Below are 19808 nucleotides of genomic sequence, written 5' to 3'. Positions count from 1 at the left end.
CCCCATCATGATCGTGCGCCCGGCTCAACTGACTGACCTGCGTGCGCTGCTGACACTGGCACAACGCGCCGGCCCCGGCTTCACCACCCTACCCGCCAACGAAGAGCGCCTGAGCCATCGCCTGCGCTGGGCCCAGCGCACCTTCGCCAACCAGGTTGAAAAGGCCGATGCCGACTATCTGTTCGTACTCGAGGATGACGACCAGCAAGTCATCGGTATCAGCGCCCTGAGCGGTGCCATTGGCTTGCGAGAGCCCTGGTACAACTACCGCCTGGGGATGACGGTCAATACCTCGACAGACCTGGGTATCCGGCGCCAGATCCCGACCTTGTTTCTGAACAACGAAATGACTGGCCAATCGGAAGTCTGCTCGCTGTTCCTGCACCCGGATCAGCGCCAGGGCCATAACGGTCGCCTGTTGTCCGTGGCACGCTTGCTGTTTGTCGCCGAATACCCACAGTTGTTCGGAGAAAAACTGATTGCCGAGCTCCGGGGCAGCGCGGATGAACAAGGTTGCTCGCCCTTCTGGGACAGCCTGGGCCGGCACTTTTTCAAGATGGATTTCAGCCACGCCGACCACCTGTCCGGGCTCGGCAACAAAGCCTTCATCGCCGAACTGATGCCGCGCCAGCCGCTGTACACCTGCCTGCTCACCGAGCAAGCCCAAGCGGTGATCGGCAAGGCCCACGGCAATGCGGAACCGGCCCGCCGAATCCTCTGCGCCGAAGGTTTTTCCCATCAGGGCTACATCGACATCTTCGATGCTGGCCCGGTGATAGAAGCCCGGATACCCGACATCCGCGCCGTGCGTGACAGCCAGACGCTGGCGCTGGCCATCGGCACACCCGACGACCACGCCCCGACCTGGCTGATCCATAACCGGCGCCTGGAAAATTGCCGCATCACCGCCGCGTGCGCCCAACTGAACGGCACCCACCTGCTGGTCGACCGCCTGGTCGCCAAGCGTCTGCAACTGCAGCCGGGCGACTCGGTGCGCGCGGTGCCGTTGTTCAAGCAACAGCAGCAAGCGGCGGCTGCGTAAAGGTCCAGGCACACGCTCAAATCACCCGGCCATTGAACTGCGGCGTTTCGACCTCGGCTAGAATCGCCCGGTACTTGATCTCCGAATCGTTCATCCGCGCCCTAAGCGCCAACAGGCAGGAAGCCGCCGCTACCGGCCCCCGGCCTGGCGCAGTGGTCCGGGGATTGTTGAGGCCGCCGAAGACGCCAACATTGTCCGATGGGACTAGCGCCATGACCGGTCGAGCGCCCGGCCGAAACGCTTAGTCCAGTCGGATGATGTTGCGTTGCAAACATGACTCCATAACCGCCCCTGCCGCACATCCCAACCCACCACTGCTGCACACTTGCTTGAACACACGCGTCAAAATGGCTGCATTGATGCTCGCCGGGGGCGCAGCGATTGAGGCGGCAATAACCCAGGCGAAAATGCTGGCAGATTGACAACAAAAAACCCGCGCATGGCGGGTTCTCTGTCTATGGGGTCAAGTCCTTTTGTCTGATCAATCTGCACCTGCAAATGTGAGAATTTCGTGAAAAGGGCCGCACCTCATTAAAAAACTGACAAGCGGAAATACGGCCATTCACTTGAGCTGGGAACCGGCCTGTATCCACGGCCCTGGCACCGTCGGCTCCCCCCCATCGACCCATGCCTTGCTCGTCGGATCCTCCACCTCCGGGACCGGTTCGCACCGGGTGCCCGCCGGACAAGGGGTGAGCCCCAATGGGTTGACCCAGCCCGTCGGATTCGGCGTGTAGAGATAAGCGTTGAGCCCACCTGCCAGCCTGTTCGCAGCCGGTGTCAGGTACCGGCCAAGGCCCGGGTTGTAGTAGCGATGCACGTTGTAGTGCAGGCCACTTTCGGCGTCGAAGTACTGCCCCTGAAACCGCAATGGCTGCTCCAGCGGTTCCTCGTCGGAGTGCCTGAGGCTGGCGAGTTGTCCCTGGGCCTGGTAGGTGGCGGCCCAGGCGATCTCGCCGCGGCTGTCCGTGAGTTCCTGCGGGGTGCCCAGGTGATCGAGCTGGTAGTGGAACGGGCGCGCCGGCCCCGAGCCGTGACGGTCAAGCATCGCCAGCGGACGGAACGTGCCGGGCTCGAACACGTAGCTGCGATCATGCTCGCCGGAGCATTCGGCGACCAGCTGCTCGCCTTGCCAGAAGAATTCGCAAGTGTTGCCGTCGACTGTTTTGGCCGTGCGCCGACCAAAGGCGTCATAACGGTAGGTCGCCAAGCGGCCACTGGGCAGGAGCACGCTGACCAACCGGTGCTGACAGTCGTAGCGGTACTGGGTCACGAGCGAGGGATCGCTAGCCTGGCGCTCACAGACCAGGTTGCCAAAGGCATCATATTCACAGAGACGGTCGCCTTGCCGTCCGTTGCCGACCGGGTCGTAGGCGAACTGCTGCGTCGCTTCGCCACGCGCGTGACGCACACGGACCAGGCGATTACGGGCATCGTAATAGTAGCTGCGCTGGCCGTGGCGACTGTCGGCGATGGTCGCCAGGTTGCCGTTGACCCCATAGCTGTAGTGGCGCATGTACAACGGACGGTCGGGCCGGCTGAGCGCATGAACCTGCAACCGACCCTGTTCGTCGTAGTGGTAGTCGCTGAGCAATGGGCCTTGCTGGCGCTCCTGCTCGCGACCGGATTCAAAGCGATGCCGGGTCAACTGCTCGCCATCGACGTCGATGGCGGACAATGTACCGTCCTCGGCGTAGCGATAGTCGAGGACGCGGTTGTCCGGCAGGTGCGCCTGGTTGAGTCGGCCGGCGTCATCGTAGCGGTAGCACAAGCGAGCCCAGCCCTGATGCTCGCTGATCAAGCGGGCCTGGAGGTCGTACGTGAAGCTGAGTGGCCAGTGATTGCCATCATCGACCCTCAGCAATCGGCCGAGGCTGTCGTAGCCATACTCGACCTGATTGCCATCGGGCAAGGTCTTGATCAACAGGCGCCCCGCCCCGTCACGTCGGTAGCCGGTGATCAGCATAGCGCCGTCATCGCCGAACTCGGCCTTCTCCAGCCGATGCCCCTTGGGGTCGTAGCGATAAGCCGTGCGTCGTCCGTCAAAACCGGTTTCCTGCTCGATCAGTCCGGTGCTGCCGTACACCAACCGATACTGTTCGCCCACCTCGTTTTCGATCTCGCAGAGCAACCGCCGGGTGTCGTCATAGCCATAACGAAGCTGAGTGCCATCCGCATTGATCCGACGCCTGAGCAGGTGCAGTTTGTCGTCGTACTCGTAGCGTATGACCTGCCCCAGCTCATCCTGCTCGGCCGTCACCTGGCCACGGTCGTTGTAGCTGAAGGTGCGGGTTGCGCCGTCCGGCAAGGTCACGTGCAGCCGTCGGTCCTGGACGTCATAGCGGTACTGGGCAGGTGCGAGCATCCGATGTCTCTGGTGCAGAATGAAGGTGAGCGATTCTGCATCAGCGAAACGGGTTGTTGATCGGGCTACCGGAAATTCAGATTCGACCTGGTATTTTGCAGACGGATCCTTCAAACATCTGACAAAACGACTACAGACACGCCTGTGGAGCGTCGAGTTGGCGCTCCACAGGCGTGGTGCTGTCGATCCCTACGACGGCATCTGGAACGGCATAAACTCCAGCACTTCCAGATCGAACCCCGACACAGCCTTGTAGGGGACTGGCGAACTGAGCAGGCGCATTTTGCGCACATTCAGATCGCGCAGGATCTGCGCGCCAACCCCCAGGGTACGTTGCGCGAACTGTGGCGGCCGAGCCTTGCCAGCACTGCGTTGACGCAGTTGCTCGATCACCGCTTGCGCGGACTCCTGCTGGGCCAGCAGCACCACCACCCCACACTCGGCCTGGGCAATCCTCGCCAGGGAACGCTCCAGATTCCATTGCCGGGGCCCATCTTCGGCTTCACAACCGAGGGCATCGCGCAGGGTCTCGTTGCTTTGCACCCGCACCAGAATCGCCTGCGCACTGTCGACCCGGCCCTTTACCAGCGCCAGGTGCAGCAAGCCCTGATAGGTGTCCTGGTAGGTAACGACCTGGAACACACCGTGCCGGGTGTGCAAGGGGTACTCGCCGCCCCGGGCGATGGTGCCTTCGTGACGGATCCGGTAATGGATCAGGTCGGCGACGCTACCGATTTTCAGCCCATGGCGACGCGCGAACTGATGCAGTTCGTTGCCCCGCGCCATGTCGCCCTCTTCGTTGAGAATCCCCACCAGCGTCGCCGCCGGATGCAGGCCCGCCAGGCGGGTCAGGTCACAGGCTGCCTCGACATGCCCGGCACGCTGCATCACCCCGCCTGGCAAGGCTTGCACAGGGAAAATATGCTCCGGTTGCACCAGGTCCGCGGGACCTGATGCCGGGTCCACCGCCACCTGGATCGAACGCGCCCGGTCTGCCGCCGAAATGCCGGTGGAGCCCCCCCGTGGCCGCCTCGATCAAACTGGTGTACCCCATGCCGTGGGCCGCCCGCGAGTTGGGCACCATCAGCGCCAGCCCCAGGCGACGGGCGTGCTCCTGGGTCAACGCCAGGCAGATCAAGCCCCGGGCCTGCACCGCCATGAATGTCACCGCTGGTGCATCGACGTGCTCGGCGGCCATCAGCAACGAGCCTTCGCCGTTGTGTTCGTCGTCGGTGATTACCATCTTCTCGCCGCTGCGCAAGGCCTCGATCAATTGGCCGATGCTGTCGCGGCTTGCCAAGGTGGGTGGGCGCAGTTATGTTTCAGCCAGTAATGTGATTATTGTAGATATCAATTTACGAAGGTAGGTTGTTACAGCCAGTAATCAGGATTACTGAAAATCCCTACAGACGCCACTTGCACGCTATGTTTGATGGCTGGTTTCACCCATCGAGCTCAGGGCGATAGCCCGAGTGTTTTATTATCAAGCAGTAGGGGTTGAAAATGGAGTGCAAGACTATATGGACGTGTGCGCTGCTGGTTTTAGCTTCGCTGCCTGCCAGGGCCTTCGCCGACACACTGACTCCGAGTTTAGTGCAGGACTCTACCAGGCAGGTGCAACATTGAAGACTTCCATCATTCAGGGTGCGTTGTTAGCCTTGATATTAGGCGGCGGCGCGCTTGCTCTTTTTCTGTATGAGATCGCTATCTATTTGTTTGCTACAGCTTTAAATTTTTTTGCACCTTCTAATTCGTTGTGGCTAATACAGATTTTCGTCCCGCTAGTAGTGATTCTACTGACTTTATTTATTCCGCTCTATTTTCTGCTCGGTATTGCGCATGGTCGAGTCAAAGCCCTGCATTTAGTACTGAAAGCGAATATCGATACTTTGGCCCCAAAGCTTGCCGATACCATCGCCGACTGTTTTGAGCTCAGGTCATGTACACCGCACATGTTGCCATGCACAAAGGGCTGGCTTTCTGTCGATACCCTGAGTGTTCCTTTGGGAGGAGGAAGGACCGCGCGCAAAATAACAGGTATCGTTCTTCAGCATGTTCCACTGATGGAAATCTTCGCCCAATGGCAACAGGAGCAAGGTCAGCATGAAACCGCACTATCTGGCACTGATGATCAGATCTTGCGCACTATGCTTAAGCAACGCATAGAAGAAGCGCTTCGACGTGTCGCACCGCCCTCGCGCAAGCCATTTTGGATAGTCATCGGTGCTCACGCGTTGGTGCTGAGCGTGGCCAGTCTTGTACCGTTGATTACAGAGTCTGCGGAGCCCGAGCTAACACTCAGTGCCGCAGAGATTTTGCTTCGTGACGCTCCACCAGAGCTGGCCTTCGAGGGCGCGCTGCTGGGGAAAGCTGTTCACTTTGTCGTTCAAGACTGCAAGGTCTACAGAATAAATGGCGCGTTAAAAAATAGGGAGGCATTCCTGGTTGTCGAGCCTGAATCTTATCCATTTTTCACCGTCTGTGATCGGCAATTTCTCAAAGCAGAAGGGGCCGCAGTAACCGTCTGGCTTGGACGGATGGCGTTCGGAGCGGGTGGATGTTGTGCGACAGGAGGCACCTTTCGAACGACCGATGGGCGTGTATGGAAAAAAATAAGCAATGACAGTTCTCCCTGGAGAGCGGCCGAACTTAATGGAAATTGAGAAAATCATGAGTGTCTACACCCTACTACTACGCGTATTGCTTGCTGTAACGTCAGTCATAAGCCTGCAGGTCCACGCCGAGGATAAACAGTCTTATGAGGCCCAGGCGGCAGAGGGCGCCGAGCAAGAGATGACCTGGATTCAAAAAGCCCGAGAAGGCGATGTCCAGGCAGCGTTTAATCTAGGCTACACGTATTACACACAACAGAATTACTCCGGTGCGTTGCGCTGGTATGGTAAGGCTGCAGAATTAGGTAATGCACGCGCGGCGTTTGAAATAGCGATCCTTTACAGAGATGGCGATGTTGGCGAGCCTGACGAAAAAAGAATGATTTCGTATCTACAGCAGGCAGCCAAACGAGGCTTGGATTTAGCACAAATGGAGCTTGGATTTAGCTACCTGCAAGGAACCGGGGTCGAACAAGATGTAATGAAAGCCATGTATTGGTATGAGCAAGCTGCCAAACAGGGCAATGCCGAAGCTCAATATACCTTGAGTACATTGTACTGGACCGATACTCGCGGCATCGAACAGGCCGCCATGGAAGCAGACGGAAGCATGAACGAAATGGACGCCGCGTATTCTTCCGACGATCGCAAAGCCGCATACTGGCTCTGTCAGGCAGCCCTGCAGCATCACGGGCAAGCTCAATTTACCCTTAGTCAAATTTATGGATCAGGGGATCATAATGTCGCCGTGGATTCGAAACAGAGCAGGCTCTGGCTTCAAAATGCGGCGAACAGCGGGCTTGAAGAAGCCGAAGCAGAATTACTTGATGTCAACGACCCCTGGTACGCCTCTCTTGGAGTTTGGGCACGTAAACTTCTTGGGCGCTCACCTGAAAATGCAACCTGCCCGAATATTGCAATAATCTAGATAGATCGTTCATGGTTCGCGGGCAAAGATCAGGCATTCGTTAGCTGTTGCGGCGCGCATTTGAAACCGACCCGGCTCGCATTTATCCCGTTTTTCGGCTCAATTCACTTGCAAATGACAGAGTGCGCTGGATTGCCGCGCTGCCCTCGATCAAGAGTCGCAAAGGGTAGCTGTCGGGACAGCGGCCGACCTGGCCGATGTGTTGTAGGGTGGAAGAACGTACGTCTCTGGCGATGCGAGCTACACTGGTGCTGCCACACAATCGAAGCATGCGGAACGGGACATCAGCTGGTCGATAGCTGCGTGGCTGAGAAGTTAGCCGCATTATGGAATAAGCAACGAGCCACCTTGACGGATCAAAATCGTATATATGAACCTAATCATCTCATTTTTTACCATTTCCGCACTCAGCGTATTGGCGGGTTGCGGTTACCAGGACTCTCCCCCGCTTTTTTCTAGCGAGAAAATAGAAAAGCCACCCACTGAATTCGCAGATTATAAATACATCGACGAAATAACAGAGTTCGAAAATTACACCATTGAAAAGTTTAAAGTCCCACCGCGAGCCACAGTCGAACACAACATCAATAAAGTCACAAACAACGTCATCATTAAAGTCGCAACAGACGTTGACAACAGTACCCACCTGTACGAATTCTACAAACTGGACACCTCTGGAAATATTATTGACAGACGTAAATTTACAAGAAGCTTCCTGGCAAAGGAGAAAACCGGCAATGAAGAAATGGTTGATGGTGTTTTTCTGGTAAATAAAGAGAAGGCTTACTACTCCACCTGACCACTCAACGGTGACAATACAAAGAAACCGTTTATTCCCGTCAACCAAGAGTTAGCCTGGAGTACTGAACAGGTCGACGCTTACTACAAAGAAGTCGTAAGAAAAAGCGCGCGACTGGATGACCTTGCAGCTTGGGAAAAAATCAGCCCGCAAGAAAACAAGCGACGCGTTCGAAAAGTATACTATCTAAACTCAACGGGTGAGTGGTACATCCTGTACGGGAATTCATTACAATCTGATTATTCTGGCAAAAGAATATCAGGCTTCAACACCTTGTTCACAGACTTCACTGACACTGAACGTAGTTTTGGACGATATGTACCGCCAAACAACATTACAATCCCATATTTCGAAAGACAAACATACAGTAAATTCTGCGCCGCAGATCAGGTGGGCTGCCACATGTCTTACAGCTGGGATGGCGTGGGTTATTATCAAGTGATGGTGGGCGAAAGCAGCTTGAAGTTCAAAAACAAAGGCAGTTTATCCCGCACCGACTTCAAGGGTGAAACTTTTCCAGCCAAAGAGAGCTTACTCGTAAACTTTGCCTACTACACAAATCCAAATTTAAAATACTCTCTATTTTCAGCCAATGAAAATCTTTACATAATCAAGCGGAAATAACTATTTCAAATGCATCAATTGACCATGAAAATGATAGCAAGACCACTTTTGAAAGACGACTCAGCGCCAATTGACATTAAGCACGCCACCCTGTGAAAGCCATACAGCGAGCACATAATGAGATTTACATCGCCAGTAGTAATATGCGCGCTGAGCCTCCTGACAACGGCTTGCAGCAATGTGGTTTATCCCACCCCGACCGGAACGATAGAGAGCACAGGAAGTGCGACCACTCCACGACACGACGATGGTAAAGAAATCATATCGGCAACCTGGATGACAAGTGACTTTTCCACCGAGCTTGAAAGTTCATCCTCTGGGGACACTGTGGGGCTCCTCATTAAAACCAGTGGGTATACACCAGGAGAAAAGATTACGGTCTTGCTTGATGACAAAAAAACCAATGACGATGGGGGTAGCTATAATATCGTGAGAAAAATAATAGGCACCGTAGATAAGCACGGCGAAGTCAGAACATCCTTTAAACCCTAGGTTCTGTACGAAATCAGTCGAAACTCATTTGAACCCTGCAAGCGTCAGGATTCAGTAGAGTCCGCCCCCATCAAAGGCAAGAGCCCACGATGGCCAAACATCATAGGTTCGCTTTGCGGGCCTACAGTCGGACCTCACCTTTGAGGATGTCGAACAGCGCCTGGGCCGCCGTCGACAGTTCGGCACCGGGGCGGGTCAGCACGCCGATGGCGCGTTCGATGGTCGGTTCACTCAGGGGGATACAACGGGCGCCGAGCTCGCGCATCTGCTCGGCACACAGAGCAGGTACGGCACTGACACCCAGCCCGCTGGCGACCATGCGCCCGACCGTGGCCAACTGATGACTTTCGAACGCCACCGGCAGCCGGGTCTGGCGCGCCTGCAGGTGTTCTTCCAGCATCACCCGCACCGTGGACGGTCGTTGCAGGGTAATGAAGGGTTGTTCCAGCAGGGTGTTCCAGTCGATTTCAGTCAACTCGGCCAACGGTGAATCACTGGGCACCACCGCGATAAACCGGTCGAGGTACAGCGGGGTGAACTCCAGCGAAGAACTCTGCATCGGTTCGAAGGCCACGCCCAGCTCCACCTGACGGTCGCGGACCATTTCCAGCACCTGTTCGTTGATCACATCGTTGACCGTGACGTTGACCTTGGGGTAGCGGGCACGGAAAGTCTTGAGGATCGGTGGCAGCAGGTTGCCGGCAAACGAAGGCATGGCCGCCAGGGTCACCCGGCCGCGCTGGAGGGTGAAGCGCTGGCGCATTTCGTCCTCGGTGTTGTCCCAGTCGGCAATCAGCCGTCGGGCCAGCGGCAACAGGGACTCACCTTCCGGGGTCAGCGCCACGTTGCGCGTGGTCCGGCTGAACAACCGCCCGCCCAGGCTTTCTTCCAGCGCCTTGATGGTCAGGCTCAGCGCCGACTGCGACAGGTGCAGGCGCTCACAGGCCACGGCGAAGCTCAGGCTCTGGGCCACCGCCAGGAATGCCCGGATCTGCTTGACGGTCATCGGTCGCTCCACTCCCGCTATCAGTTGCAGGCTGCATGCTGTTCGCAGCCAATTAATGAGTATTAACAATCAATCTAACCTAAAAATCAATTTAACAAATATATCCATCGGCGCAACACTGCTCCCCTACGGCTAGCCAGCCGCCCACAAAGAACAAAAGAGGTGCATATGGCAGGTTTCGACAAGCGCGTGAGTTCCTATGAAGAGGCCATGGCCGGCCTTGAAGACGGCATGACCGTGATTGCGGGTGGCTTCGGCCTGTGTGGCATTCCGGAGAACCTGATCGCCGAGATCAAACACAAAGGCACCCGCGACCTGACCGTGGTTTCCAATAACTGTGGCGTCGACGGCTTTGGCCTGGGCGTACTGCTCGAAGACCGACAGATCAGCAAGGTGGTGGCCTCCTACGTGGGCGAAAATGCCCTGTTCGAGAAGCAGTTGCTCAGCGGCGAAATCGAAGTGGTGCTGACCCCCCAGGGTACCCTGGCGGAAAAAATGCGCGCAGGCGGCGCTGGCATCCCGGCCTTCTTCACCGCGACCGGTGTCGGCACCCCGGTGGCCGAAGGCAAGGAAATCCGTGAGTTCAATGGCCGTGCGTACCTGATGGAAGAATCCATCACCGGCGATTTCGCCATCGTCAAAGGCTGGAAAGCCGACCACTTCGGCAACGTGGTCTACCGCCACACCGCACAGAACTTCAACCCGTTGGCAGCCACCGCCGGCAAGATCACCGTGGTCGAAGTCGAAGAGATCGTCGAACCTGGCGAACTGGACCCGACCCAGATCCACACTCCCGGCATCTACGTTGACCGGGTCATCTGCGGCACGTTCGAAAAACGCATCGAACAGCGCACCGTGCGCAAGTGATCCTCGCTCCCAGCCCGACGAACAACGGAGAATAAAAAATGGCTCTTACCCGCGAACAAATGGCTCAGCGCGTCGCCCGCGAAATGCAGGACGGCTACTACGTGAACCTGGGCATCGGCATTCCGACCCTGGTCGCCAACTACATTCCCGAAGGCATGGAAGTCATGCTGCAGTCGGAGAACGGCCTGCTCGGCATGGGCGCCTTCCCGACTGACGACGCGGTCGACGCCGACATGATCAACGCCGGCAAGCAAACCGTCACCGCCCGCATCGGTGCGTCGATTTTCTCCTCCGCCGAATCCTTCGCGATGATCCGCGGCGGCCATATCGACCTCACCGTGCTCGGCGCCTTTGAAGTCGACGTACATGGCAACATCGCCTCCTGGATGATCCCCGGCAAACTGGTCAAGGGCATGGGCGGTGCGATGGACCTGGTGGCCGGTGCCGACAACATCATCGTCACCATGACCCACGCTTCCAAGGACGGCGAGTCAAAATTGCTGCCTCATTGCAGCCTGCCACTGACCGGCGCCAACTGCATCAAGCGCGTGCTGACGGACCTGGCTTACCTGGAAATCCACAACGGCGCGTTCATCCTCAAGGAACGTGCACCGGGTGTGAGCGTCGAGGAAATCGTCAGCAAGACCGCTGGCAAGCTGATCGTCCCTGACCATGTTCCGGAAATGCAGTTCGCCTGATTCGCGTACTGAGGAGAAATCTGATGCAAGAAGTCGTGATTGTCGCCGCCACCCGTACGGCCATCGGCAGTTTCCAGGGCGCACTGGCCAGCATTCCGGCACCGGAACTCGGCGCGGCGGTGATTCGCCAGTTGTTGGCGAAAACCGGCCTGGCGGCCGACCAGGTCGATGAAGTGATCCTGGGCCATGTGCTGACCGCAGGCTCGGGGCAGAACCCTGCCCGCCAGGCCGCGATCCTCGCCGGCCTGCCCCACGCGGTACCGGCGATGACCCTGAACAAGGTCTGCGGTTCGGGCCTCAAGGCCCTGCACCTGGGCGCCCAGGCGATTCGCTGCGGCGATGCCGAAGTGATCATCGCCGGCGGCATGGAAAACATGAGCCTGGCCCCCTATGTGTTGCCGGCCGCTCGCACCGGCCTGCGCATGGGCCACGCGAAGATGGTCGACAGCATGATCAGCGATGGCCTGTGGGACGCGTTCAACGATTACCACATGGGCATCACCGCCGAGAACCTGGTGGACCAGTACCAACTGACCCGCGAGGAACAGGACGCCTTCGCCGCGGCCTCGCAGCAAAAAGCCACGGCGGCCATTGAAGGCGGGCGTTTTGTCGACGAGATCACGCCGATCCTGATCCCCCAGCGCAAAGGCGATCCGTTGTCCTTCGCCGTGGATGAACAACCCCGTGCCGATACCAGTGCCGCGTCACTGGCCAAGCTCAAGCCGGCCTTCAAGAAAGACGGCAGCGTCACCGCCGGCAACGCCTCGTCGCTCAATGACGGTGCCGCTGCGGTGCTGCTGATGAGTGCCGACATGGCCCGGCAACTGGGCCTGCCGGTCATGGCGAAGATCGCCGCTTACGCCAATGCCGGCGTCGACCCGGCCATCATGGGCATTGCCCCGGTGTCCGCCACCCGCCGCTGCCTCGACAAGGCCGGCTGGAGCCTGGAACAACTGGACCTGATCGAAGCCAACGAAGCCTTCGCCGCTCAGGCACTGGCGGTCGGCAAAGAGCTGCAATGGGATGCGGGCAAGGTCAACGTCAACGGTGGCGCCATTGCCCTGGGCCACCCGATTGGCGCTTCGGGTTGCCGCGTGCTGGTGTCGCTGGTGCACGAGATGATCAAGCGCGACGCCAAGAAAGGCCTCGCCACCCTGTGCATCGGTGGTGGTCAGGGCGTGGCACTGGCCCTCGAACGGGCCTGAGTCTTCAAGCGTTCAACAGTCAGCACGCGGATCCACGATATCCGCGCGCTGACTGGCAACACACCCGGCGTGACTTCGGTTGCGCCGGGTTTTTTTATGCCGGCTGCCCTTGCGCAAATACCCTGGCCTCACGTGTGGGGAGGCGCGCACCGGCACTGGATTTCAGTCGTCCAGCGGCTGAGGAGGTTTGACTGGTTTGGCAGGCTTGGCCGCCTTGCCGCCCTTGGCAGGTGGCGTTTCCACCACCGGAGGGGCTGGCGGCGTCGCTTCCTTCTCGGCGGCGGGCAGTTGGTCAACGGTCTCGAACACCACCCTGGTCTCGATCGGCCCCAGGTGGTCGAGCTTTTTCTCGCCGTCCTTGCCCACCAGGATGACCTTGGTCTCGCCGCTGACGCCCAGTTTCAGTTCGCGGATCAAGGCCATGGTGGTCTGTGCGTCAAGGTCCTTGCCGTCGCGTTGGCCCATGAGGTTGACCACGGTGTAGAGCACCATGTTGCGTTCTTGAAAGGCTTTCTTGTTGGCCGGCTCATCCAGTGATTTCTTGAGGTTGACCAGCGTCGGGTCGATGCTGCTGGGAGCGATTACAATCAGTGGGCGGGTCTTGCCGCGCTCCTGGGCCAGCGGTGCGTCGCCATCGGCAGCGAACAAAGGCCCGGAAACAGCGAGCAGCGTAGCGAGGGTCAGTGACCGAATGAGCATGCGCATCTCCTTTTGATATCCACGCTATATGATTGCGCATCAAGGCGAAAGATCCAGATCAGCTGCCTGAAATTTCTGTCGCCATGCTGCCAAGCTTAGGTCAGCGGGCTTAATCCGCAACTGGATCCCGGGCCTCGAACCAAGGCCTCAAGAAGCCACAGCGCAGGATCACGGAGGTTTCAGCCATGAGCGTGCAACTCAATCACACCATCGTCTGGTGCCGCGACAAACAGCGTTCGGCACCTTTCCTGGCCAGCCTGCTCGGGCTGCCCGCCCCGACGCCTTTTGGCCCGATGCTGATCGTGAAGCTCGATAACGGGGTGTCGCTGGACTACTACGACAACGACACGATCAGCCTGCAACACTATGCCTTTCTGCTCGACGACCCGACCTTCGACCAGGTGTTCGCGCGTCTGGCGGCGCAAGGACTGCCGTACTGGGCGGACCCCGGCAAACAGCGCCCCGACCAGATCAATGAAATGGGTGGTGGGCGCAGGGTGTACTTCGATGACCCGGATGGCCACCTGCTGGAAATCATGACTCGCCCCTAGTGGCCGTTTGTCCAGATGCCCGCGGCAAACATCCCGCGATCAACGCAGGGAGGGTGTGCGCGGACTACACTCAAAGTGTTCCCAGTAGGGGGACGTAGCCAAATTCGCGTCCATCAGTAGCGTGCCTGCCCATTACCACGCTCATGACGCTGGAACCAATGGCCATTCATAATCGTCCTGTGGGGCCCTGCCCCACAGTGACACCCAGCAGGACGACGGTATCGCGTCCAAACCGCCCGGGCATACGCTGTGTCCGGGCATTCGCGTGGCAGACGGCATGGCCTTGCTTCACGTCTGCGCTGTCGCTCTGATCATCCACCCGACCACCGCCTGAAAGGTCGCCGTCATTGCACGCCTCCTCGTTCACCGGTGGCCTTTTTTTGGGAGCGCCGGTGATGGACGAAGGCAAACTGAATGACTTCATGGGCAAGCTGGTTACCGACATGGGCGGCGCGGCGATGCTTGCCAATGTGATTCTGGGAGAGGAACTGGGCCTGTACCGGGCGATGGCCGACAGTCAACCCGTCACCCCCGAGGCACTGGCCGGCAAGACCGGTTGCAATGCCCGGCTGCTGCGTGAATGGCTGAGCGCCCATGCGGCTTCAGGCTACATGGAGCACAGCGACGGCACGTTCCGCCTGCCGGAAGAACAGGCCCTGGCGCTGGCCGTCGAAGACTCACCGGTGTACGTCGCCGGCGGTGCCGTGGTGATTGCGTCACTGTTCCATGACAAGGACAAACTGGTCGCGGCCATGCGCGGCGATGGCGCCCTTGCCTGGGGCGATCACCACACTTGCATGTTCAGCGGCACCGAGCGCTTCTTCCGGCCCGGCTACCGCGCGCACCTGGTCGGCGAGTGGTTGCCGGCGCTTGAAGGCGTGGTCGATAAACTGCAAGCCGGGGCCAAGGTGGCGGATGTCGGCTGCGGTCACGGCGCTTCAACCGTGGTCATGGCCAAAGCCTTCCCGGCCTCGACCTTCGTCGGCTTCGACTACCATGCCCCCTCCATCACCACGGCGACCCAGCGCGCCGAGGAAGGCGGCGTGGCGGACCGTGCACGCTTCGTCCAGGGCACGGCCAAGAATTACCCCGGCAATGATTACGACCTGGTCTGCTACTTCGACTGCCTGCACGACATGGGCGACCCGGTAGGGGCCGCCAAACATGCATATCAATCGCTCAAGCCCGACGGCACGGTGCTGTTGGTCGAACCGTATGCCACGGACCAGCTCGACCAGAATGCAACCCCGGTCGGACGGTTGTTCTACGCGGCATCGACGTTCATCTGCACGCCCAACTCGCTGTCGCAGGAAGTCGGCCTGGGGCTCGGTGCACAAGCGGGTGAAGCACGGCTGCGGGATGTCTTCATCGAGGCTGGCTTCACGCATTTCCGCCGGGCAGCCGAGACACCGTTCAACCTGATCCTGGAGGCGCGCAAGTAACATCCTGGACTCAAAAGCCACTATTCCCTGAGGCATATAAGTAACCTCCTACTGGCGTGTCGGGTCCTGGGGCACCCTGCACGCCATACATAAACGCTTACATCCATCGATTGGCGACCCGCCATAAACCACCTACAGTTGGCCACCTCTCGACGTCACTGCTTGCTCTGCCGGAGCAGCGCAGTTCTTCAACCTTCAGGGATACAGGTTCAATCATGCACAACGCCCCTCCAACCCGGCTGGGCCTGCTCAGCGCTTGCCTGCTGATGTTCGGTGCCAGCCACTTTGCCAGCGCCGATGAACAAGACCCTCGGATCAAAGCCGTGGTGGATGCCAGCCTCAAGCCAGTGATGCAGGAGCAGGACATTCCCGGCATGGCCGTCGCGGTCACGGTGGAGGGCAAGGTGCATTATTTCAATTACGGAGTGGCGTCCCGGGAAAGAGGACAAGCCGTCGGCAATGACACCTTGTTCGAGCTCGGGTCCGTCAGCAAAACCTTCACCGCGACCCTGGGTGCCTACGCCCAGGCCACCGGCCGGATGACCCTGGGTGATCCGGCGAGCAAGCACTGGCCAGCATTGCGCGGCAGCACCTTCGACAGCGTCAGCCTGCTGCAGCTCGGCACCTACAGCGCGGGCGGCCTGCCCTTGCAGTTTCCGGCCGACGCCGACGACGCGCAGCGCATGCTCGGGTATTTCAAACAGTGGACGCCACGCTTCCCCGTCGGCAGCCACCGGCAGTATTCGAATCCAAGTATCGGGCTGTTCGGCTATCTCGCGGCCCGCAGCCTGGGCAAACCCTTCGATGACGTGATGGAGCAAGACCTGCTGCCAAGACTTGGCCTCAAGCACAGCTACCTCAAGGTCCCGCAAGACCAACTGAGCCATTACGCACAGGGCTATGACAAGTCCAATGCACCGGTCCGGGTTGGCCCCGGAGCCCTGGACTCCGAAGCCTATGGCATGAAGTCCAGCACCGCGGACCTGATTCGCTACGTCGAAGCGAACATCGACCCGGCACGGCTGGAGCCTGCGCTGCAAGCGGCAATTGCCACCACCCACACCGGCTACTACAACGCTGGCGAAATGACCCAGGGCCTGGGATGGGAGCTCTACCCCTACCCGGTCACGCTGGACCGACTGCAGGCGGGTAACTCGTTGGACATGGCCCTGCAAGCGCACGCAATCACCTGGCTCACGCCAGCGCAATCACCGCAGGCCAATGTGCTGATCAACAAGACCGGATCAACCAGTGGTTTCGGCGCCTATATCGCCTTCGTGCCCAGCCGGAAAATCGGCATTGTGATCCTGGCGAACCGGAACTACCCCAATGCACTCAGGGTAAAAGCCGCCCACGACATTCTCAGTGCACTGGAGTCGCGGAATTAGAACGCCAGCTTGTAGCCGATGAACACCAGCATGGTGGCCAGGCAAGGACGCAGTACGCCATCGGAGATTCGCCCGGACAAGTGGCTGCCGACGTAGATCCCCGGCAACGAGCCCATCAGCAGGAACCCCAACAGGTGCCAATCCATGTTGCCCATGCTCGCATGCCCCAGGCCCGCCACCAGGGTCAGCGGTACGGCGTGGGCAATCTCGGTGCCTACCAGGCGCTTGGTGGCCAGGAACGGGTAGAGGATGAACAGCGCCACCGTGCCCAGGGCCCCGGCACCGATGGACGTCAACGCCACCATCACACCGAGCAATGCCCCCGTGCCGACCGTCAGCAGGTTCAGGCTCCTGGCGCTCAGGTGGTAGTGATCGCCCGCGTGTTTATGGGCGAAGGCCAGCAGCCGGCCCTTGAAGAAGATGGCCAGCGCCGTCAACAGCAGCACAAAGCCCAGGGCCTGCTTGATGATCGCGTTGGTCGCTTGCGGATCGGTGTTCAAGTACTTGAGGAACAACAGGGTCAGCGCCACGGCAGGCACGCTGCCCGCCGTCAGCCAGCCGGTAATTTTCCAGTCGATATTGCGGTTCTTCTGATGAACCAGCACACCACCGGACTTGGTAATCGCCGCATAGAGCAGGTCGGTGCCGACAGCCGTGGCAGGGTTGATGCCGAACCACAGCAGAATCGGCGTCATCAGCGATCCGCCGCCAACTCCGGTCATCCCGACAATGAACCCGACAAGCAAGCCTGCAACTACAAATCCCACATTACCGAAGTCCATTGCCATACCTTACCGAACCAGCGTGACGACCTGAAAAAGCTGGCAGCAGCATAGCGATTTTTCTTATAACCACTTATACCAATATGATCTGACTTTATAACCGGTGACCCGCCCTGCTCCCTGCCTCGATCAATGCCACAAGGGTCGGCAACGACCCCGCCTGAAGTACCGGGTTGGGCCCTAGACCGCCCTGCCCCTGGCCTGTTGCTCCAGATGCACCTGCAATTGCGGGTCGATGCTCAGTGCCGCCGCCAACTCGTCAAGATACCTACGTTCGGCCTCCTGCTGGTCGTCGACCAGCATGACACTGGCCAGGTACATTTCCGCCGCGATGCCCGGGTCGGTCGCCGAGGTCGCGACATCGGCCGCATCCAGTGGACGGGCGACTTCCTCATCGAGCCATTGCTGGAGGTCCGGGTCATCGGTGTGACGACCGATCTCGGTGCTGATCATCTGCTGTTCCTGCGGGTCGATGCGACCGTCCGCCTTGGCCGCCGCAATCAATGCCCGCAGGACCGCATGACTGTGGTCTTCGACTTCGGGCCCACCCAGCAACTGGTCAACGGTCTGCGGTGCCTGTCGAGGTGCCGATGCCTGTTGCCGTTGCCAGCTCTGGTAGGCCTGGAACGCCAGCATGCCCAGCGACGCCAGCGCGGCATAGTGGGTCCCGCCCGGGCGGCCCTGGGTTGAACCGCCAGCACTTCCGCCCGCGCCCCCCAGCATCCCGCCCAGTCCACCGAGCAAGCCACCCAGCCCGCCCATCCCCGCCCCACCGGAACCAGCACCGCCGGCGGCGCCGCCCAGCAACCCGCCGAGCAGTCCGCCCAGATCGCCCAGGCCGCCTTGCCCTGCCGGGGCACCACCGCCCTGTTGGTTCATCGAGCCCTGGCCGGCCCGCAACAATTGTTCAAGCAGATCGCTGGTGTTCATCACGGTGTCCTCTTCGAAGGCAGTAACTCAGTCAGGCAACGATAGTCCTCGCGGCCGATTGCGCCATGACCGTCCGACCGACACCCCCCTCAAATCGCTGAGGTCCCAGGTCACAACCACCAGCGCAGCAGGAAAAAGAACGCCATGCTCAGCAACATGCTGATCAAGGTACTGCGGGTGTAGAGCACCAAGCCAATGGCCACCAGCGAACTGAGCAGGTATGGATTGTCCCACTGCAGGTTCAGTTGGTGGTCCGGCATGAACACGATCGGCCCGCAGATCGCCGTGAGCATCCCCGGCACCGCGAACCCGAGGAACTGCCGCGCATTGCTGCTCAGGCGCACCGGCAAGCGTGGTTCCAGGAACACGTAGCGGTTGAGAAACACCAGCAGCCCCATGCCGAAAATAACCGCCCAGACCATCATGTGCGTGCTCCATAAAGCTTGTTGCAGACAAACCCGGCAGTCATCCCCAGCAACCCGGCCAGCACCAGCGCCGACCCCACTTGCCAGTAGTTGAACAGCACCGAACAGAACAACGAGACCGCCACGCACACCACCGTCGGGATATTGCGCACCACCGGGGTGATCAAGGCGATAAAGGTGGCGGCGATGGAGAAGTCCAGCCCCAGGTGTTCCAGCCCCGGAATGCTGCTGCCCAGCACAATGCCGGCCAGGGTGAACAGGTTCCAGGCCACGTAAAACGTCAGCCCGACCCCTAGCGCATACCAGCGGTTGAACTGCTGCTGGTCGAATTGACTGGTCAGGGCGAAGAGTTCGTCGGTGAGCAAAAAGCCCAGCCCGACCCGCCAGCGGCCCGGCAGTGGCGACACCACGGGGCGCATGCTCATGCCGTACAGCAGGTGCTGGGAGGTCAGCAGCAAGGTGGTCAGCAGAATCGAGAAAGTCCCGGCCCCTCCCTTGAGCATGCCAATCGCCACCAACTGCGCGGCACCGGCAAAGACGATGCTCGACAGGCCCTGGCCCTGCAGTGGCGTGAGATTGGCCTCAATGGCCATGGAACCCGCCAGCAAGCCCCAGGGCGCGGTCGCCAGGGACAAGGGCATGACGGCAACGGCTCCGCGCAGAAAGGCACTGCGCGGCAATAACGTGTCAGACATAGCGCTCTACAACAAAGAAAGGGTTGGCAAATGTGTCAGCCAAACGACCGCGTGTCTTGAACAATCTTGCACGGTTGCACCTAGGGTCTGTTGACGTTTGGTGACGACCGCGACGGCGGCCCATTTGGCGCAGGGCAAGGCGCGAGGAACGCAGTCTGGTTGTTCCAGATAAGTTCCGAGCAACGCAGCCCTGCGCCAAATGGACCCCGTCCCTTCGGGTTGCGCGCCAACGTGCGCGAGGCTGCGTTGCGGGATTTG

Annotated in this window: 18 protein-coding genes and 3 pseudogenes; 12 read left to right on the top strand and 9 right to left on the bottom strand. The window is 59.4% G+C overall.

The window, feature by feature from the left end; translation table 11 throughout:
• Positions 1-7 precede the first annotated feature (7 nt).
• A complete protein-coding gene (gene astA / locus CKW25_RS23890) occupies positions 8-1042 on the top strand; it encodes an arginine N-succinyltransferase (protein ID WP_095083168.1) in 1035 nt (344 codons plus the stop codon).
• 16 nt (positions 1043-1058) lie between these two features.
• On the opposite strand, the gene CKW25_RS23885 is transcribed toward astA, so the two are convergent.
• The 3 genes and pseudogenes from CKW25_RS23885 to CKW25_RS23875 form a co-directional block, all read right to left on the bottom strand.
• Complete coding sequence (locus tag CKW25_RS23885) at positions 1059-1256, bottom strand: hypothetical protein (RefSeq protein WP_095083166.1); 198 nt, start codon at positions 1254-1256, stop codon at positions 1059-1061.
• A 378-nt stretch (positions 1257-1634) separates the two neighbouring features.
• Positions 1635-3401, bottom strand: a pseudogene (locus CKW25_RS23880) (RHS repeat-associated core domain-containing protein); the annotation flags it as partial.
• 195 nt (positions 3402-3596) lie between these two features.
• Positions 3597-4650: pseudogene (locus CKW25_RS23875) on the bottom strand (3,4-dihydroxy-2-butanone-4-phosphate synthase).
• Between the two features lie 229 nt (positions 4651-4879).
• Here CKW25_RS23875 and CKW25_RS23870 point away from each other — a divergent pair.
• From CKW25_RS23870 to CKW25_RS23850, 5 genes and pseudogenes are all read left to right on the top strand, one after another.
• Entirely contained in the window at positions 4880-6070 is a 1191-nt protein-coding gene (locus CKW25_RS23870; RefSeq protein WP_143497468.1) for a hypothetical protein, read from the top strand.
• 7 nt (positions 6071-6077) lie between these two features.
• Positions 6078-6947: a tetratricopeptide repeat protein gene (locus CKW25_RS23865; RefSeq protein ID WP_172736628.1), complete on the top strand. Its 870-nt coding sequence runs from the start codon at positions 6078-6080 to the stop codon at positions 6945-6947.
• A 172-nt stretch (positions 6948-7119) separates the two neighbouring features.
• Positions 7120-7251: pseudogene (locus tag CKW25_RS23860) on the top strand (IS5/IS1182 family transposase); the annotation flags it as partial.
• 66 nt (positions 7252-7317) lie between these two features.
• On the top strand, positions 7318-7746 hold the full coding sequence (locus CKW25_RS23855) for a hypothetical protein (protein ID WP_095083158.1): 429 nt from the start codon (positions 7318-7320) through the stop codon (positions 7744-7746).
• Between the two features lie 402 nt (positions 7747-8148).
• On the top strand, positions 8149-8370 hold the full coding sequence (locus CKW25_RS23850; protein ID WP_095083156.1) for a hypothetical protein: 222 nt from the start codon (positions 8149-8151) through the stop codon (positions 8368-8370).
• Between the two features lie 613 nt (positions 8371-8983).
• Here CKW25_RS23850 and CKW25_RS23845 read toward each other — a convergent pair.
• Positions 8984-9868, bottom strand: a complete 885-nt coding sequence (locus tag CKW25_RS23845) for a LysR family transcriptional regulator (RefSeq protein WP_095083154.1) — start codon at positions 9866-9868, stop codon at positions 8984-8986.
• A gap of 168 nt (positions 9869-10036) precedes the next feature.
• Here CKW25_RS23845 and CKW25_RS23840 point away from each other — a divergent pair, with 168 nt between their 5' ends.
• Genes CKW25_RS23840 through CKW25_RS23830 form a run of 3 tightly spaced genes read left to right on the top strand, consistent with a single transcriptional unit; the run spans position 10037 to position 12638 of the window.
• Positions 10037-10735 (top strand): CoA transferase subunit A, encoded by a 699-nt coding sequence (locus CKW25_RS23840; protein WP_095083152.1) that lies wholly within the window; start codon positions 10037-10039, stop codon positions 10733-10735.
• A gap of 38 nt (positions 10736-10773) precedes the next feature.
• Positions 10774-11433: a CoA transferase subunit B gene (locus CKW25_RS23835; RefSeq protein WP_095083150.1), complete on the top strand. Its 660-nt coding sequence runs from the start codon at positions 10774-10776 to the stop codon at positions 11431-11433.
• A gap of 23 nt (positions 11434-11456) precedes the next feature.
• Positions 11457-12638 (top strand): acetyl-CoA C-acetyltransferase, encoded by a 1182-nt coding sequence (locus CKW25_RS23830; RefSeq protein ID WP_095083148.1) that lies wholly within the window; start codon positions 11457-11459, stop codon positions 12636-12638.
• 162 nt (positions 12639-12800) lie between these two features.
• Here CKW25_RS23830 and CKW25_RS23825 read toward each other — a convergent pair whose 3' ends face one another.
• Positions 12801-13337 (bottom strand): DUF4174 domain-containing protein, encoded by a 537-nt coding sequence (locus CKW25_RS23825; protein WP_095083146.1) that lies wholly within the window; start codon positions 13335-13337, stop codon positions 12801-12803.
• A 185-nt stretch (positions 13338-13522) separates the two neighbouring features.
• Here CKW25_RS23825 and CKW25_RS23820 point away from each other — a divergent pair, with 185 nt between their 5' ends.
• The 3 genes from CKW25_RS23820 (at position 13523) to ampC (ending at position 16718) form a co-directional block, all read left to right on the top strand.
• The gene (locus CKW25_RS23820; protein ID WP_095083144.1) at positions 13523-13888 is read left to right on the top strand and encodes a VOC family protein; all 366 of its coding nucleotides are present in this window, start codon (positions 13523-13525) and stop codon (positions 13886-13888) included.
• Between the two features lie 395 nt (positions 13889-14283).
• Complete coding sequence (locus CKW25_RS23815; RefSeq protein WP_095083142.1) at positions 14284-15330, top strand: class I SAM-dependent methyltransferase; 1047 nt, start codon at positions 14284-14286, stop codon at positions 15328-15330.
• Positions 15331-15545: 215 nt separating this feature from the next.
• On the top strand, positions 15546-16718 hold the full coding sequence (ampC, locus tag CKW25_RS23810) for a class C beta-lactamase (protein WP_095083140.1): 1173 nt from the start codon (positions 15546-15548) through the stop codon (positions 16716-16718).
• Here the strand turns inward: ampC and CKW25_RS23805 are convergent.
• From CKW25_RS23805 to CKW25_RS23790, 4 genes are all read right to left on the bottom strand, one after another.
• Positions 16715-17500, bottom strand: coding sequence for a sulfite exporter TauE/SafE family protein (locus tag CKW25_RS23805; RefSeq protein WP_095083138.1), 786 nt, complete (start codon positions 17498-17500; stop codon positions 16715-16717). The two genes, ampC and CKW25_RS23805, sit on opposite strands and share 4 nt — an antisense overlap.
• Before the next feature lie 180 nt (positions 17501-17680).
• Positions 17681-18430, bottom strand: coding sequence for a tellurite resistance TerB family protein (locus tag CKW25_RS23800; RefSeq protein ID WP_095083136.1), 750 nt, complete (start codon positions 18428-18430; stop codon positions 17681-17683).
• A 110-nt stretch (positions 18431-18540) separates the two neighbouring features.
• Complete coding sequence (locus CKW25_RS23795) at positions 18541-18852, bottom strand: AzlD domain-containing protein (protein ID WP_172736630.1); 312 nt, start codon at positions 18850-18852, stop codon at positions 18541-18543.
• Positions 18852-19550, bottom strand: coding sequence for an AzlC family ABC transporter permease (locus CKW25_RS23790; protein WP_095083132.1), 699 nt, complete (start codon positions 19548-19550; stop codon positions 18852-18854). Before CKW25_RS23790 ends, CKW25_RS23795 begins: the two co-directional genes overlap by 1 nt.
• Positions 19551-19808 lie beyond the last annotated feature (258 nt).

The sequence above is a fragment of the Pseudomonas sp. Irchel s3h17 genome (genome assembly GCF_900187505.1).
Classification (GTDB): Bacteria; Pseudomonadota; Gammaproteobacteria; order Pseudomonadales; family Pseudomonadaceae; genus Aquipseudomonas.
The sequence above is the reverse complement of the archived record's forward strand: the minus strand, read 5'-3'. Positions and strand labels throughout refer to the sequence as shown.

Coding starts and splice junctions, on each gene's coding strand:
- CKW25_RS23790 (WP_095083132.1), bottom strand. CDS start 19,550: ATGTCTGACACGTTATTGCCGCGCAGTGCCTTTCTGCGCGGAGCCGTT.
- CKW25_RS23815 (WP_095083142.1), top strand. CDS start 14,284: ATGGACGAAGGCAAACTGAATGACTTCATGGGCAAGCTGGTTACCGAC.
- CKW25_RS23820 (WP_095083144.1), top strand. CDS start 13,523: ATGAGCGTGCAACTCAATCACACCATCGTCTGGTGCCGCGACAAACAG.
- CKW25_RS23800 (WP_095083136.1), bottom strand. CDS start 18,430: ATGAACACCAGCGATCTGCTTGAACAATTGTTGCGGGCCGGCCAGGGC.
- CKW25_RS23855 (WP_095083158.1), top strand. CDS start 7,318: ATGAACCTAATCATCTCATTTTTTACCATTTCCGCACTCAGCGTATTG.
- CKW25_RS23805 (WP_095083138.1), bottom strand. CDS start 17,500: ATGGACTTCGGTAATGTGGGATTTGTAGTTGCAGGCTTGCTTGTCGGG.
- CKW25_RS23845 (WP_095083154.1), bottom strand. CDS start 9,868: ATGACCGTCAAGCAGATCCGGGCATTCCTGGCGGTGGCCCAGAGCCTG.
- CKW25_RS23830 (WP_095083148.1), top strand. CDS start 11,457: ATGCAAGAAGTCGTGATTGTCGCCGCCACCCGTACGGCCATCGGCAGT.
- ampC (WP_095083140.1), top strand. CDS start 15,546: ATGCACAACGCCCCTCCAACCCGGCTGGGCCTGCTCAGCGCTTGCCTG.
- CKW25_RS23795 (WP_172736630.1), bottom strand. CDS start 18,852: ATGGTCTGGGCGGTTATTTTCGGCATGGGGCTGCTGGTGTTTCTCAAC.
- CKW25_RS23865 (WP_172736628.1), top strand. CDS start 6,078: ATGAGTGTCTACACCCTACTACTACGCGTATTGCTTGCTGTAACGTCA.
- CKW25_RS23850 (WP_095083156.1), top strand. CDS start 8,149: ATGTCTTACAGCTGGGATGGCGTGGGTTATTATCAAGTGATGGTGGGC.
- CKW25_RS23885 (WP_095083166.1), bottom strand. CDS start 1,256: ATGGCGCTAGTCCCATCGGACAATGTTGGCGTCTTCGGCGGCCTCAAC.
- CKW25_RS23835 (WP_095083150.1), top strand. CDS start 10,774: ATGGCTCTTACCCGCGAACAAATGGCTCAGCGCGTCGCCCGCGAAATG.
- CKW25_RS23840 (WP_095083152.1), top strand. CDS start 10,037: ATGGCAGGTTTCGACAAGCGCGTGAGTTCCTATGAAGAGGCCATGGCC.
- CKW25_RS23825 (WP_095083146.1), bottom strand. CDS start 13,337: ATGCTCATTCGGTCACTGACCCTCGCTACGCTGCTCGCTGTTTCCGGG.
- astA (WP_095083168.1), top strand. CDS start 8: ATGATCGTGCGCCCGGCTCAACTGACTGACCTGCGTGCGCTGCTGACA.